General features: G+C 46.9%; 12 protein-coding genes and 1 pseudogene. All 13 read left to right on the top strand.

The genetic code is table 11. The features are described from left to right. Nucleotides 1-46 precede the first annotated feature (46 nt). The 13 genes and pseudogenes from OXH00_17865 (at nucleotide 47) to OXH00_17805 (ending at nucleotide 14,641) form a co-directional block, all read left to right on the top strand. Nucleotides 47-580 (top strand): hypothetical protein, encoded by a 534-nt coding sequence (locus tag OXH00_17865; protein MCY3742884.1) that lies wholly within the window; start codon nucleotides 47-49, stop codon nucleotides 578-580. Continuing rightward, nucleotides 577-1,641 carry a hypothetical protein gene (locus tag OXH00_17860; protein ID MCY3742883.1) on the top strand — a complete coding sequence of 355 codons (1,065 nt, stop codon included), beginning with the start codon at nucleotides 577-579 and terminating at the stop codon, nucleotides 1,639-1,641. The genes OXH00_17865 and OXH00_17860 overlap by 4 nt, the downstream gene beginning before the upstream one ends. Nucleotides 1,642-1,930: 289 nt before the next feature. Then, entirely contained in the window at nucleotides 1,931-2,239 is a 309-nt protein-coding gene (locus OXH00_17855; protein ID MCY3742882.1) for a hypothetical protein, read from the top strand. Nucleotides 2,240-2,299: 60 nt separating this feature from the next. Then, the gene (locus tag OXH00_17850) at nucleotides 2,300-2,473 is read left to right on the top strand and encodes a hypothetical protein (protein ID MCY3742881.1); all 174 of its coding nucleotides are present in this window, start codon (nucleotides 2,300-2,302) and stop codon (nucleotides 2,471-2,473) included. Between the two features lie 95 nt (nucleotides 2,474-2,568). Then, nucleotides 2,569-2,961 carry a hypothetical protein gene (locus OXH00_17845; protein MCY3742880.1) on the top strand — a complete coding sequence of 131 codons (393 nt, stop codon included), beginning with the start codon at nucleotides 2,569-2,571 and terminating at the stop codon, nucleotides 2,959-2,961. Between the two features lie 11 nt (nucleotides 2,962-2,972). Next, complete coding sequence (locus OXH00_17840) at nucleotides 2,973-3,371, top strand: TIR domain-containing protein (GenBank protein MCY3742879.1); 399 nt, start codon at nucleotides 2,973-2,975, stop codon at nucleotides 3,369-3,371. 15 nt (nucleotides 3,372-3,386) lie between these two features. Further along, nucleotides 3,387-3,950, top strand: coding sequence for a hypothetical protein (locus OXH00_17835; protein ID MCY3742878.1), 564 nt, complete (start codon nucleotides 3,387-3,389; stop codon nucleotides 3,948-3,950). A 755-nt stretch (nucleotides 3,951-4,705) separates the two neighbouring features. Beyond that, nucleotides 4,706-7,624, top strand: coding sequence for an ATP-dependent DNA helicase (locus OXH00_17830; protein MCY3742877.1), 2,919 nt, complete (start codon nucleotides 4,706-4,708; stop codon nucleotides 7,622-7,624). 118 nt (nucleotides 7,625-7,742) lie between these two features. Further along, nucleotides 7,743-9,432: pseudogene (locus OXH00_17825) on the top strand (site-specific DNA-methyltransferase). 105 nt (nucleotides 9,433-9,537) lie between these two features. Continuing rightward, on the top strand, nucleotides 9,538-11,250 hold the full coding sequence (locus OXH00_17820; GenBank protein ID MCY3742876.1) for a site-specific DNA-methyltransferase: 1,713 nt from the start codon (nucleotides 9,538-9,540) through the stop codon (nucleotides 11,248-11,250). Nucleotides 11,251-11,261: 11 nt separating this feature from the next. Beyond that, nucleotides 11,262-13,865, top strand: a complete 2,604-nt coding sequence (locus tag OXH00_17815; protein MCY3742875.1) for a DEAD/DEAH box helicase family protein — start codon at nucleotides 11,262-11,264, stop codon at nucleotides 13,863-13,865. 18 nt (nucleotides 13,866-13,883) lie between these two features. Next, a complete protein-coding gene (locus tag OXH00_17810; GenBank protein ID MCY3742874.1) occupies nucleotides 13,884-14,153 on the top strand; it encodes a hypothetical protein in 270 nt (89 codons plus the stop codon). After that, nucleotides 14,150-14,641 (top strand): type I restriction enzyme HsdR N-terminal domain-containing protein, encoded by a 492-nt coding sequence (locus OXH00_17805; protein MCY3742873.1) that lies wholly within the window; start codon nucleotides 14,150-14,152, stop codon nucleotides 14,639-14,641. Before OXH00_17810 ends, OXH00_17805 begins: the two co-directional genes overlap by 4 nt. The last annotated feature ends 36 nt before the right edge of the window (nucleotides 14,642-14,677 follow it).

Below are 14,677 nucleotides of genomic sequence, written 5' to 3'. Positions count from 1 at the left end.
CGTCACATGCTAACAGAACTTCAAAAAAATAGCACTTACTTTTTACATGAGCCAATCTTTTAATTTTGAAAGTAAAGCCCGTATTTTGGTTATCGATTATTCACAGATGGATGATTCATCTTATGCTTTGCTCTTGTCGTATGTTTTACATGTTTGCAAAGAGAAACGCGATAAAAGAGAAGAAGTCGGTATCGTTCAAATGGTAGATGAAGCACATCGCATCTTTGATAATGAATCACGTCACAGTGATACGCTCGCCAGTTTGTTCAACCGTATTATGCGCGAGGGACGAACTTTTGATCATTCAATAATTCTTAGCCTTCAAAACGCTTCGCAAATTCCGCAACTTGTGATGAATAATCTTAATACGAACATTGTGATGCGTCAGAACAGCAGAAATGAAGCGGATTCCGCGACACAAACAATGGGAAGAGATTTTTCGGTGCGAGCCTTAGAACTGGGTACGGGTCATGCTCTTGTTAAGATGTTTGAATCACGTTTTGTTGTTGCTGCGCAGATGGCACCATCTCCATTTGAACTGATGCGTAGCGATAACACAGAGCAGAATACCAGCGAATGAGAGGTGAACAGTTCCAAATGGTCCGTCAAATTTTGCAGTACTTCAAGCCCTCAAGACGTGGGCGGCAGGTTGAAATGTTTCACGAGCTTCTCAGTGGCTCCAAACGGGTCTTGACAGATGAATTTGCTGTTGATTTTGGTGGAATTGCGGATGATATTGTAGAGATGCTCAGTAGTTCCCAAGTTCAGACAATGATACAAGAGGCACGTGAAACGATGGAAGCAGGTTCCTTGCGTAAGGTTGATTTTGGTAAATTCGATACTGCGACAGAATTAGAGAAGGGCGAAGTCGCTGCGATAGACGGAACTTTCGCACTGCCAATGCAGAAGTATTCAACAGGACAAGCGATCTGTGTTGGCATTGGGAGTCTCTCACATTGTCGACCGATGCAAGACTCTCTACACTATTGGTCAAGCAAGGTTTTTCTTTCTGACGCGACGGATGTGAGTGATTTCATTGAACGTGAGAAGCGAGGTCTTTTCGGCATATATCCGACAGCATACTTACGATATTATGAGGTTTCACACTGTCTTGAGGTTAAGGAGCCGTATTTATTTTTGGACGGTCCTTTGGTTGACGAGTCGCTTATAGCAACACAAGACGGAAGAGAGAGGTATACTGAGTTGTTTAAGAGTGAAAAATATCAAGCGATCGGTGTCATCAAAAATATAGGGAATCCTGTATTTACTAAATTTGCCCGTGCTCTCAACCCTGGTGAAATTTACGTGGTTGAGACTTTACAAGACCACTTAAATCAAGACAGTCCCGCGCGCAGATTTAAAATCGCTCGTGATATACTCAGAGGTGTTTTTAAGCCGCGTAAGAAGGCATTCGGTTTTGAAGTCCACAGAAAGCATTTAGACGATATGTTGCGGATCATGGCAGCAGATTGTCAAATGAAAAAACCAGGTCACGAAATCCCGTTTTTACTTAACCGAATTGATGAAGAAGTCCGTAAGAATTTCGACCCACGCATCTTAAAGGATCGGATTGCTGCTCAAATGGCAGCTGAAAGTGAAGAATTGTTTTTCGAGGAGACAGATGAGCGCGATTTTCGTTGAGGTCCGTGAAGAACCCGAATCCTAAGGCATAACTGACGCACACGGCTTCAGTCTCCATAGGCAAGTCTCACACGCTGATTGAAGCGGAAGGAAGAATTCATCAATGAAGCTTATGAAAAAACACGCTATACAACTACTCATCATACTTTTGGGGTTTGGATACACGCTTGTCGGATACACACACGGCGGCAGAGTTGCGGCAGACGGCTGACACAACGATCGTCAAAATGGCGGTCGCCATTGCCACAAGAATGCTGCCCAAGAACCTGTCCAAAACAACGAGGCCGTTGTGCCATCGATTGATTTTGCGTCTGGACGCACAGGCTACTATAAGGTCATCAGAGTGTATGACGGTGATACGATTACCATTGAAACCCCTATCGGTACAACACCGAGTCTGCGGTTGGTGGGTGTGGACACACCCGAAATAAACGCAAGTTCCCGGGCGGAAAAGCATCGTGCGATTGCGGCGCGTGATTATCTGCGTAACCTGATTCTCGGCAAGTACGTCTTCATAACGTTTGAAAAGTCGGAGACAACATTAGATGGCATTGCCAGAGGTCCGTTTTGCCGTCCGCTCTCCTACATCTTCATTTGAGACACAAAGGCGAACAGGAACATCTTCGTCAACCTCGAAATCGTTTGGCAGGGACACGGCATGAAATACTTCAAATACAGATTCGCCTATGAGAATTTCTTTCGGCTGGATCAAGCCGCCGCACAGAACCAGATAGACGCGCTGGTACTCGCAGCACCCGTTCAGCAATCACCGAATCCAGGCACTGCGTCCGCAAGGCGTTTACCTATAACGTGGGGGCACTTGAAAAAATGAAGACACCAGCGAGGGAGATATTTATGAAAAGGTCTTTACTGATTATCAGTTGCTCTGGTTCGAAAGATAAAACGCCAGGATTACTTCCCGCGGTTATGAGATATAAGGGTCCCCTCTATCCGACACTCCATAAAGTTATGAGAGAGGATCGCTTTCCGAAAAGCCTTGATATTCTCATCGTTTCAGCGAAGTATGGGTTACTCACATCGGGGGAACGGATTACGGACTACGATCAAAAGATAGACGAGAAACGTGCCAGAGAGTTGGGACCGAGTGTGCAGGAAAAACTTAAGATGTTTTTGGAGGGGAAGGACTACGACCAACTTTTCAACGGTTTATGGAAGGATTATCAGGCGGTGCTTGAGGGGTTTGATTTGGAAAAGCATTTTGAAAATGTGATTCCAGTAGAGATGAATAGAGGGAAAAGGATGTCGCAATTGAAAGTATGGATTACAGATTTGTTTGAATCCGAGAACCGAAAGTTTTGATGAGGTCTGATATGAAGGAAAGGGTTCGTGTATTTTTGAGTTTTGAGTTTGGTAAAGATGATAAAAAGCATCACAACTTCTACTCACAGGCAAAGTGCCACTCAAAATATGAGATTATTGATGAATCCCTGAATGAGCCGTATTATCCGGATGCGCAGTGGTTGAATAAGGCACGGGTGCAGATTAAAAAGTCAGATATCGTTATTGTAATGTTGGGACAGGATACACATAACGCCCCAGGTGTTGAAAAAGAGCTGGGAGAGGCTCATCAGCTAAAGAAGCCGATGTTTCAAGTTCGCCCACAGGGACGAACATACGGCGAAGTTCGTGGAGCCTGTGAAGTGATTCCATGGAAATGGAAGCAGATTGACGCGAAGATTGCCGAGAAATTGTCGGAGTTATGCAAGTGAATTCGGAGGTAAAATTTGAAGTTTGATTTCTTTAAAAAAAAGTCAGAACCCACACCTAATGAAATATTGGATTTCCCGACAATTAGGAACGCCTTCATTGAATACGTTAAGCATGAGAGTTGTATACTTCAACTTGACGATTTTAGTAAGGAGAAGTATGGAGGGCAATATATTGGTTATAACTGCGGATACAAAACGGATAGCGGGCACGATATCTTTCTCTCAGCAGGGCTTAATTTTCAGAAAAACCTTTCTGATGGCATCATTGCTGCAGGACTCGTGGTAAGATCGGTTTCAGGGTATGTCGAATCACACTATAAAGAGATGAAGGCACATAAAACTGAAATTGAAAATGCTTTTTCTCTTACAGGTATTGAATTTAAAACAATAGGAGGAACCCATAGAATGAGTATGGAAAAATTTCACATAGATTTAAGTCAGTCGGAAAACTGGAACGCTGAGTTTCGCTGGTTGCGTGAAAACCTTGAGAAGTTGTACTGGGTTCTTCGCGTGCATGATACTTTAGGGTGGGACACTGCTTCATCTGCTGAGAATTTTTCGGAGGATATTCCATTTTGAGTCAAGATGTAGTGAAGGTCAATTGGATACGAAACTCTGATGGCAATTGGTATTTACTGGATGAGTTGCCTCGAACTCTACCGAGTATGCGGTGCGATGGTATTTACATCTTATGGTATTTTGATGAGTCTCACGTGCCGCAAACCGTCAGGGTTGGTATAAAAGGCCGCAACGATCATTTAGGGATGATGCGTAAGGGTCCTGAATTTGAAAAGTACGCTGATCACCCTTTATACGTCACGTGGGCAGAAGTTAAACCGGCTTCTTTAGATTATTTACAAGGGATATGGTCTTATCTCTGCAAGGAATTAGAACCGCTTGTGGGACCGCGCTGTTCGCAAGGTGACGCGACCCGAGTGGTACTGCCATGGGCTCCTATTAAGGAGGCATCCGGAGCGTCAGCAGTAAAACAAACACCTACATCCCTTGAACGAGCCGAAACGGAAGAAACACCGCAAGAACAAGAAGCACCGGCAGACAGAGAAGTGCTCCGTCGTCAACGCCCTGCTGAAAAACGACGCGCACGCCGAGAAGCCGCTGCTGATCCTGCTGCGAGCGGTGAGACACGCACCATCACTCAAAAGGTGCGGGATTGGCTCAAAGCACGCCGACAAGCGCGCCAAGAAGATGCTGATCCTGCTGCGAGAGGTGAAGCATGCACCGTTTTGGACTCCGCAGAACCCACCCTTCAAAAACAAGAGACTTCGGAAGTACCCGCAATATCAGAACCTACTCCTCAACAACAAGGGGCTGCTATGAAGGAGGTTTCCGAAGCATCAGCAGACCAAACACCCACATCAGGTCCCAACCCGCAACAACAAGAGGCTATCCAGATAACAGAAGGCCCCCTACTTATCATCGCGGGTCCCGGCTCCGGCAAGACCTACACCCTCGTAGAACGGATCTACCATCTAATCTCCGAGAAGAATATCCAACCCGAGCAGCTATTCGTCTCCACCTTCACAGAGAAAGCCGCCGCCGAGCTCATCACCCGGGTCTCGTCAAGACTGACTGCCGATGACATTTCAGTCAATCTTAACGAGATGTATATCGGCACGTTCCATTCAATCTGTCTCCGCTTCCTTGAGGAGAATCGTGAATTTACCCGTTTGAAGCGAAGTTTCACATTGTTGGATCAGTTCGATCAACAGTATTTTCTCTATCAGAAGCTCTCTGAATATCAGAATATTGAGGGGAGCGAATACATTTTGGAAAATACCAGAGGGTGGTGGGCAGCAGAGAAACTCATGACGTGGGTGAATAAGGTGAGCGAGGAAGCACTGGATCCAGAAGATTTACTGAACGCCCCCGAGCCTGAAGTTCAGGCGTTAGGTCACTGTTATCAACAGTATCAGAAACATCTGGAAGAAGAGAACTATCTTGATTTCTCTACCATCCAGCTTGAAGCATTGCGTCTGCTTGAGGGACACCCAGAGATACTTAACGAAATTCGCGATAAAATCCAATATTTAATGGTCGATGAGTATCAGGACACCAATACCATCCAAGAGCGTATCCTGTTCAAACTTGCCGACCCCGACTTCAATCTCTGTGTCGTTGGTGATGACGATCAGGGGCTTTATCGGTTCCGAGGTGCCACGATACGGAATATCCTTGAGTTTCCACAGAACGATTTTTCAGGGGCTGTTTGTCAACAAGTCAAACTCACCACGAATTACCGCTCACACCCCAACATCATCGAATTCTATAACGAGTGGATGGATGCCGCTAATACCCCCGATTTTCCCGGTTGGACAGCAGATGGCAAGACCTTCCGGCATACAAAATCTATCGTTCCTGATGCTGGAAAGGATTTTGTAGAGATGCCCGCCGTGCTGAAAGTTTCAGGGGATCCCGAATCAGAGAATTGGCACGAGGAGGTCCTCGCCTTCCTTAAGCGTCTCAAGGATAACGGGGCACTGACAGATTGGAATCAGGTCGCGTTTTTGTTCTGGTCGGTACGAAATGAGAAGGCCGTTGCCCTGGCGAAAGCGTTGGAGGCAGACGGTATCCCTGTCTACTCGCCCCGCTCCAATCAATTCTTCGATCGCGAGGAAATCCGTTTGATGATCGGCGCGCTGATTTTCCTCTTTCCCCAGTTTCCAGAAGTTCGGAAATGGAGGAGCAATGCTAAGTTTGAAATTTGGGACTATTACGATGAGAGGTGTTTTCGAGCATTCACGACCGAACTCCGTAAGCCGGAGAACGAGGCGATGTTGATGTGGTGCCGGTATCGGGCAAAGGAGCATCGCGCGCTGACAAAGGGAACAGACTACAGCTTCTCAGGACTGTTCTATGAGTTGTTGCAGTTCCCGTTGTTCAGTCAATATCTGGGAACGGCAACACAAGGGAATGTGATTGATGGGCGTCCTGCCCGAAACTTAGCGATCTTCTCGCAGTTACTGAATAAGTTTGAGTATCTCCATCATATTTCCGTCCTCACACCCAACAATCTCGATGGACATCTCCGGCGATTGTTCAATCAGTTTCTCCGTTTCCTCAAGGATGGCGGGATCGACGAATACGAGGATGCGTCCGAATACGCGCCGAGCGGCTGTGTATCGTTTATGACGATCCACCAGTCGAAAGGTTTGGAATTCCCTGTCGTGATTGTGGATTCAATGTACTCCGTGCCTCGCAAACAGTACACGGAACTGGACGAGTTGCTACAGCACAATTACTACAGCAAAGAGACGTTTGAGCCGTTGGATCAAACCAAGTTCTACGATTTCTGGCGACTCTATTATACTGCATTTTCCAGGGCACAGAATCTCTTGCTTCTCACGTGTCAAGAGCAGACAAAAGGGCGGAAGGTTCCGTCAAAGTATTTCAAGCCTACCTATGACCCGGTGCGTTCTTGGCGGGATAGGGCGTTTCAACCTGAACGTCTCACCCTTGAAACGATCAAAGACGTGACGTTGAAGAACGAGTATTCGTTCACGTCGCACATCACTGTTTTTGAAGATTGTGCGAGGCAGTATAAGTTCTACCGAGATCTCGGCTTTGCTCCGATCCGTCGGAATCCGATTCTCTTTGGGACGTTGGTGCATCAGACAATTGAGGACATCCATAAAGCTGTCTTACGGGACGAGGAGCAGATCGTCACAGAGGCACAAATTGAGGACTGGTTCAACGCCAACTATACGCATCTCTCGCGTCAGGAACGCCTCTACCTGAGTCCTGGCGGACAAAAAGCAGCATTGGATCATGTCCTAAATTATGCGCACCGCGAGCGAAGGACCTGGGATCGGCTTCGCGAGACAGAAGTTGCGGTGTCGCTCGTCAAGGAAGCGTATCTTCTCAAGGGACATGTGGATCTGGTTCGAGGTGAAGACGACACAGTAGAGATTGTTGACTTCAAGTCCGAAAAGAAACCAGACCTCGTGAGCGAGTGGGAGAAAATAGAGCGTTACCGTCGTCAACTGGAGGTATATGCGCACATCATTGAAGGACGCACGGGGCAGACAATTAGCAAAATGCACCTCTACTATACAGGTGAAGATGACGGCAATCCGTATGTCAGTTTCGACAAGGATGCGCGTTCTATTGGGCAAACGATGGCGACATTTGACGGCATTGTGGCGCGTATTGAGAACAAAGACTTCGAGATCGCTGCCCGTCCAGAGCGGCTGTGTCGGAATTGCGATATGCAAGCATACTGTGATGCGATGTAGCTAAACGCAACGACTTAACAAAAGGAGGTCTCTTTTGGCAGAACAAACCAAACTCAATGTTTCTGAACCTGTAGAATCCGTTGAAACCTATGAATTCGATCCTATTCAGGGCTATCCGATGCTAAACTGGAAGGGCAAACGTTCGTTCCGGTCCACACAATATTTTCCTGCTCAACTAAAAGAGACATACGGAGAGGAAGTAGATGGCTGGACAAACAAAATCTATTGGGGCGATAACTTACAGGTGATGAGCCATCTGCTCAAGACTTATCGTGGCAAGATTGACTTGATTTACATCGATCCCCCGTTCGACTCCAAAGCCGACTACAAGAAGCAGATAGCACTGAGGGGGAAAAAGGTGGAGAACGACCGGACAGCTTTTGAGGAAAAGCAGTATACGGACATCTGGACCAATGATGAGTATCTTCAGTTCATGTATGAGCGGCTCATTATGCTGCGTGAGCTTTTGAGTGAAAAGGCAAGCCTTTATCTCCACTGCGACTGCCACAAAAACCATCATCTCCGTTTGATTTTGGATGAAGTGTTTGGTAAAGGTAATTTCGTCAATGAAATTATTTGGAAATATAAGTGGGCAAGTACAGTGAAAAAGAAGTTCTCTCAAAAGCATGATACGATTTTTTGGTACGCCAAAAGTGCTGAAAATTGGATTTTTAATTTAGATGAAATGCGGGAACCCTACACAGAACAGCAATTAAACGGTTATAAAAAGGATGAAGATGGTTATTACACATTGGATTCCTCAGGGAAAAAATGGTACGCACACCCAAAAGGTCAACTGCCCTCAGACTTATTTGAAATTGGAATTATCAGCAGAAAAGCCAAAGAGCGGCAAAAATTCCCCACCCAGAAACCCGAAGCCCTACTTGATCGTATCATCAAAGCCTCATCGAATCCTGGGGATCTCGTCTTCGATTGCTTTATGGGTAGCGGCACCACACAAGCGGTTGCGATGAAACTCGGTCGCCGTTTCATCGGAGCAGATATCAACCTCGGAGCAGTGGAAACCACCACAAAACGCCTTGCACGTCTCGCCACGGATATCCAGGAAGATAATACTTATCGTTTGGAAAGTGGGGGGGGGGCAGCCTCTTGTCTACACAGGTTTTGAGGTCTATAACGTCAATCACTATGATGTATTTCGTAACCCGGTTGAGGCGAAGGATCTTCTCATTGAAGCTCTGGAGATTCAGAAGTTTCCTTCTGGTAGCACTTATGACGGTGAAAAAGATGGTCGCATGGTCAAGATCATGCCGGTCGATCGCATCGCCACCCGTGCAGATCTCAACGAACTGATTACTGGATTTGACTATAGGGTATTTCAGAGACAGCAGGAGCAACATCCCACACGTCCAGTTGAAAAGTTGCTGCTGGTCTGTATGGGGCATGAACCCGATCTCGCTGCTGCCCTGCAAAACGAAGTATCTTATAAACTTGACATAGAAGTGATGGACATTCTGCGCGACAAGTCCAATTTAGAGTTCAAGCGCGAGTCCGAAGCGAAGATCGTCCGTCGCGATGGTCAGTTAATCATAGAGCAGTTCTACCCGATGAACCTGCTCCAGAAGTTGAGCCTGATGCAGGAGAACGTTGAAGATTGGCGAGAGTTAGTCGAGTCCGTGAAAGTCGACTTTAACTACGACGGTAAAGTGTTGAATCCGTCAGAGGTCGATCTACCGGAGGATGATGAATTCGTCAAGGGGACGTACCCGATCCCCGCAGATGTAGGCACAATTCGGGTGAAAATCACAGATCTGTTGTCGGAATCTTTGGAGGTGACAGTGGAATAACCCCTCAGATGAAGATAGGCAATCGGTCTGTTAAACAGAAGGAGGTATCTTTTGGCAACACAGACCGATGGGACCTATGAATTTGAGCCTATTCAGGGTTATCCGATGCTCAATTGGAAGGGCAAACGACCTTTCCAGTCCACACAATATTACCCTGCGCAGTTGAAAGAAACATACGACGAGGAAATGGACGACTGGCGAAACAAGATCTATTGGGGCGATAACCTACAGGTGATGGGCCATCTGCTCAAGACGTATCGTGGCAAAATTAACCTGATTTACATTGACCCGCCTTTTGACTCCAAAGCAGACTACAAGAAGAAGATAGAATTGAGGGGCAAAAAAGTAGAAAACGACCACACCGCCTTCGAGGAAAAGCAGTACACGGACATCTGGACGAATGACGAGTACCTGCAATTCATGTATGAGCGGCTGATTTTGATGAAGGAGTTGTTGGCGGATGATGGGTCTATCTACGTGCACTGTGACTGGCGGATGAATAGCTATATACGATTAATTTTGGATGAAGTATTTGGAAAAGCAAATTTTCAGCGGGAAATTATTTGGGACATAACCGTTCTTAGCGGCTATAAAAGCGTTGCTCAGAATTGGATTCGTGGGCATGAATCTCTCTTCTATTATTCCAAAAACTCGACCAATTTTATCTTTAATAAACAATATACGAAACACGATGAGAAATATCTGTCTCGATTTAACAAAATTGATGAGGATGGGAGACGGTACTTTGATGGCAGGGGTAGAAGGAGATATTTAGATGAAGTGATTCAAAAAGGAAAGTCTGTAGGTGATGTCTGGAGTGATATTATGTCGTTTCAGCAAATTCCAACGGCCAAGGAGAGAATCAACTACCCTACCCAAAAACCCGAAGCCTTGCTCGAACGCATCATCAAAGCCTCATCCAATCCCGGCGATATTGTCTTCGACTGCTTCATGGGAAGTGGTACTACGCAAGCGGTTGCGATGAAGTTGGGTCGCCGCTTCATTGGAGCGGACATCAACCTCGGAGCGGTGGAAACCACCACAAAGCGTCTCCTGGGTCTGGCGGCAGAGATTCGGGAAAACACGGATCAGGGGGAGTTAGACCCAGAATGGCCCCAACCCTTTTACATTGGTTTTGAAGTCTATAACGTCAACGACTATGATGTGTTCCGAAATCCCGTTGAGGCAAAAGCACTGCTCATAGAGGCGTTAGAGATTCAACCACTCCTCACCGGTGGCATTTACGATGGTGAAAAAGATGGTCGCATGGTCAAGATTATGCCAATAGATCGTATCGCGACCCGTGCGGACCTCAATGACCTCATCTTTGGTTTTGACAATAAGGCATTTCAGCGTCGGCAAGAGGAACACCCCACACGTCCAGTTGAAAAGTTGCTGCTGGTCTGTATGGGACATGAACCTGACCTTGCCGCTGCTCTGCAAAACGAAGTCGCGTTTGATCTTGACATAGAAGTGACAGACATCCTGCGCGACAAATCCAATTTAGAGTTCAGACGCGAGTCCGCAGCAGAGATCGTCCGCAGCAGTGGGGAACTGGTCATAGAGCGTTTTTATCCGATGAACCTGCTCCAGAAGTTGAGTTTGATGAAAGAGAATGTTGAGGATTGGCGTAAACTGGTTGAATCTGTAAAGATTGACTTCAACTACGACGGTGCTGTAATGAACCCGTCGGTGGTTGATCTGTCGGATGGCGATACATTCGTTGAAGGCACTTATCCGATACCAACGGATGCCGGCACGATCCGAGTGAAAATCACAGATCTGTTATCGGAATCTTTAGAAATGATAGTGGAATAGGAGGAACAAAGATGGCACGAGCAACACGAAACCGGATTAACCTTGATTTCGCTTTCTTCACGTATCTACGGATCTTTTATGCTGAAAATCGCGGTCGGATTCGCAACCATTTCCGGGACCTGTCCAAGAAATTCCTGGATTTCAACGATCCAGCGTCGGGGGCGTTTTTGCGGCAGCCGCAGTTTGAGGCGTTAGAGATGTATGTTTTCCTCAAGGAATATCTGGACAATCGGTACGTTCACGAGATATTCACCGACTGGCACGAACAGCAAAACGGGTTTGAAGCCCGGTCGAATCTTGGTGTCGAGCAACTTGGGTTGTTTGGTGACCTGGATGAGGGGCAGTATCGGCAAGTATTCAATTATATCCGCCAATCCGGAGTGCGCAGTTACCCAAACTACATCTTCGCGCTCCCGATGGGAACCGGTAAAACGATTCTCATGGCGACCTGTATTTTCTATGAATTCCTGCTCGCCAACAAGTTTCCGAAAGATGAAAAGTATTGCCATAATGCATTGGTATTCGCTCCGGATAAAACGGTTCTACAGTCACTCAAAGAGATTCAGACCTTTGATATGGGGCGTGTCGTGCCGTCTGAGTACGTCAGTTTCTTATCAAGTCATATCCGGTTCCACTTCCTTGATGAAGCCGGAACTGCACTTTCAACGATGGATCGTTCGCTGTTTAACGTCATCATCTCCAACACCCAGAAGATTATCCTCAAAAAGCAGCATACCGAGAGAAGTGCGAGTGAGCGTCTGTTTCAGAGCGGACAACCGACCTATGAACCGGGAAGCGTCTACGATGAAGCCGCCGACCTCTATGACTTTGACACACCTGAGGATGAGAACGAGTTGACGACCAACCAGCGTTTCCAAAAGTTGACGCGACTTGAGCAACTCGGTATTTTCGTTGATGAAGCACACCACGCCTTCGGCAGTAAACTGGCAAGAGATATGGGGGTTCAAACATCAAGGACCAGTCTCCGGCTTACGATTGATGAATTGGCAGCGAGTTTGAAACGCGCCGGAACCCGTGTCTGTGCCTGTTACAACTTTACAGGGACCCCTTACGTCGGGCAGCAGGTGCTTCCTGAAGTCGTCTACGGCTATGAATTGAAAGAAGCGATCGATAAAGCGTTTCTCAAGAGAGTGATGCTCCATAGTTACACCAACCCGCGAAGCGCGGAGTTTGTCAAACTCGTTGTTAAGCATTTCTGGGAGAACCATGGCGAGCAGCGTCACGAAGGCATGCTACCGAAACTCGCCCTCTTTGCCGCCACCATCAGCGAATTGCAGAACGAGCTCCGCCCTGCCGTCGAATCCGTATTGGACGATCTCGGTGTCCCAACCTCTCGCATCCTCGTCAATGTCGGTGATCCCAGGTTGACTTCTAACGATGAACTGCGTGAATTCATCAACTTGGATACCGCCAGATCCGAGAAACAGTTTATCCTGTTGGTGAATAAAGGGAAAGAGGGATGGAACTGTCGCTCGCTGTTCGGTGTCGGGCTTTATCGCAAGCCGAGATCGAAAATCTTTGTCTTACAAGCGAGTATGCGATGTTTACGTCAGATTGGCGAGGGACAGCAGATAGGACACATCTACCTCTCAGACGAAAATACACAAATTCTGGATGATGAATTGCAGCAGAATTTCCGTGTCAGTCTTGAGGAGGTCCGCAATACCGGTGTAGAGAAACGCGATTACAAAGTGCGGGTCAATACGCCGCCGGTAAAAGTGAAACTCCAACGTATCCGAAGAATGTATCAACTGGTAGAGAAGCCCCCGCAAGACGGGCTCTGTTTAGAACTCGATCAGGCAGACACAGAGAAATATCGTATCGAATACGAGCGACGCGAAGGTCTCTCCGCGGCACAGGCGGTTTTAACAGAAGATGTAACCGCATACAGGGAAAAACGCGAATTCAGTCAGTTGACGCTGTGTGCAGAGATCGCCCGCTACCTGAATCATTCACCCTTAGAAATAGAGAATATCCTGACGAACACACAAGAAGGGATGGCGGAGATTCTACGGAATGTCAACAAGTTCAACCAACTCCTCTATGACGAGATTATTCCCCGCCTTTTCCACGCGCTATATGAGCTGAAGGAAGATGAAACCCACGAACCCGAAGAAATCGAACTCGTCAAAGAACCAGAAGAAGGATACTACACAGTCCGAGCAAATCCAGATTTGGTAGTCAAAGACGACGCGCCCGAAGTGCCAAATTACAAACACAAAAGCTTCCATCTCGACACCTATGCCTTCGACTCCAAGCCGGAACACCAATTATTCTGGTCTCTATTGACCGAAGGAAAAGTGAAGGAAGTCTATTTCACCGGCATGCTGACACACGGGCAATCCGACTTCTATATCCAATATATCGATCCGGATTCCTATGCTGTCAGACGATATTACCCCGACTTCCTGATGCAAAAGGACGACGACTCGTGGGTGATTGTAGAAGTGAAAGGTGATAATAAGATTGATGACGACATAGTCAAGGCAAAGGCATCAGCGGCGGAACAAAGAGCAAATGCAAGTGATATGTCTTACAAGATTATTAAGGGCAGCGACGCGGGGGCCCGACGGTATCAAGCGTTGCTGGAGTAAGTCCATTAGGAGAATCTTATGAACACAACCACCCCAATAACCCTTCAAGAGATCGTAGCGGATTTTATTGAAGATATGAGTGAGTCCCTTAAAGCAACTTTCAGGAATACCGCTAAGGACGATCTCATTGCCCTTCATCCCGGTTGGGGCAAGGGTATCCGAAACAAGTACAACCTTTGGCACGATAACGCACTCGTGAAATCTCTCGGTGTCGACCATCCCGACGATGCCTCAATGATCATCATCAAAGCCGTCTGGAAAGCATTGCGGGAGTCCGAATCTCTATGAGTGAAGCACTTGTCGAGCAGGAAGTCAAGACTTATTTCACTGACCGATTTCCCCAGTTTTCTGTATCGCAGCAGTGTGAAGTTTATTTTGGCACGAAGGGTGGCATCGCGGACATTGTCTTGCACCAGTCGATTAAGGATGAAAAGGGATACTTTGTCGCGATTGCGGAGTGTAAAAAGTGGCCCCTGCCAGTACTACGCTCTCGGGCGCGCGCGCAATTAAAAAGTTATATGAGTACAACTAATACGCGATATGGGGTGCTCGCTGTCGGCACGGATCCCCGGAATTGGGAGTTTTGTGAAAACAAGTATAACAATTGGTTCGTGGAGATTACGAGAGAAGAATTTGAAAAGGGTATTGAGAACTGGTGCCCTGTCTCTGTTGAATCTTCAGAGATAAACCGGCAACGTGAGCAAAAAATTGCACACTGGTGGCAACGGAGCGCGTTTTCTTTCCTTAACCTGTTTTTTATAGGACTTACGCAATAATGTTTGACATAACCTCATAGAAGGGGTAATATGTTC

The sequence above is a fragment of the Candidatus Poribacteria bacterium genome, assembly GCA_026706025.1.
GTDB lineage: Bacteria > Poribacteria > WGA-4E > WGA-4E > WGA-3G > WGA-3G.
Note: the sequence above shows the minus strand (reverse complement) of the source record. Positions and strands in the feature narration are given on the sequence as shown.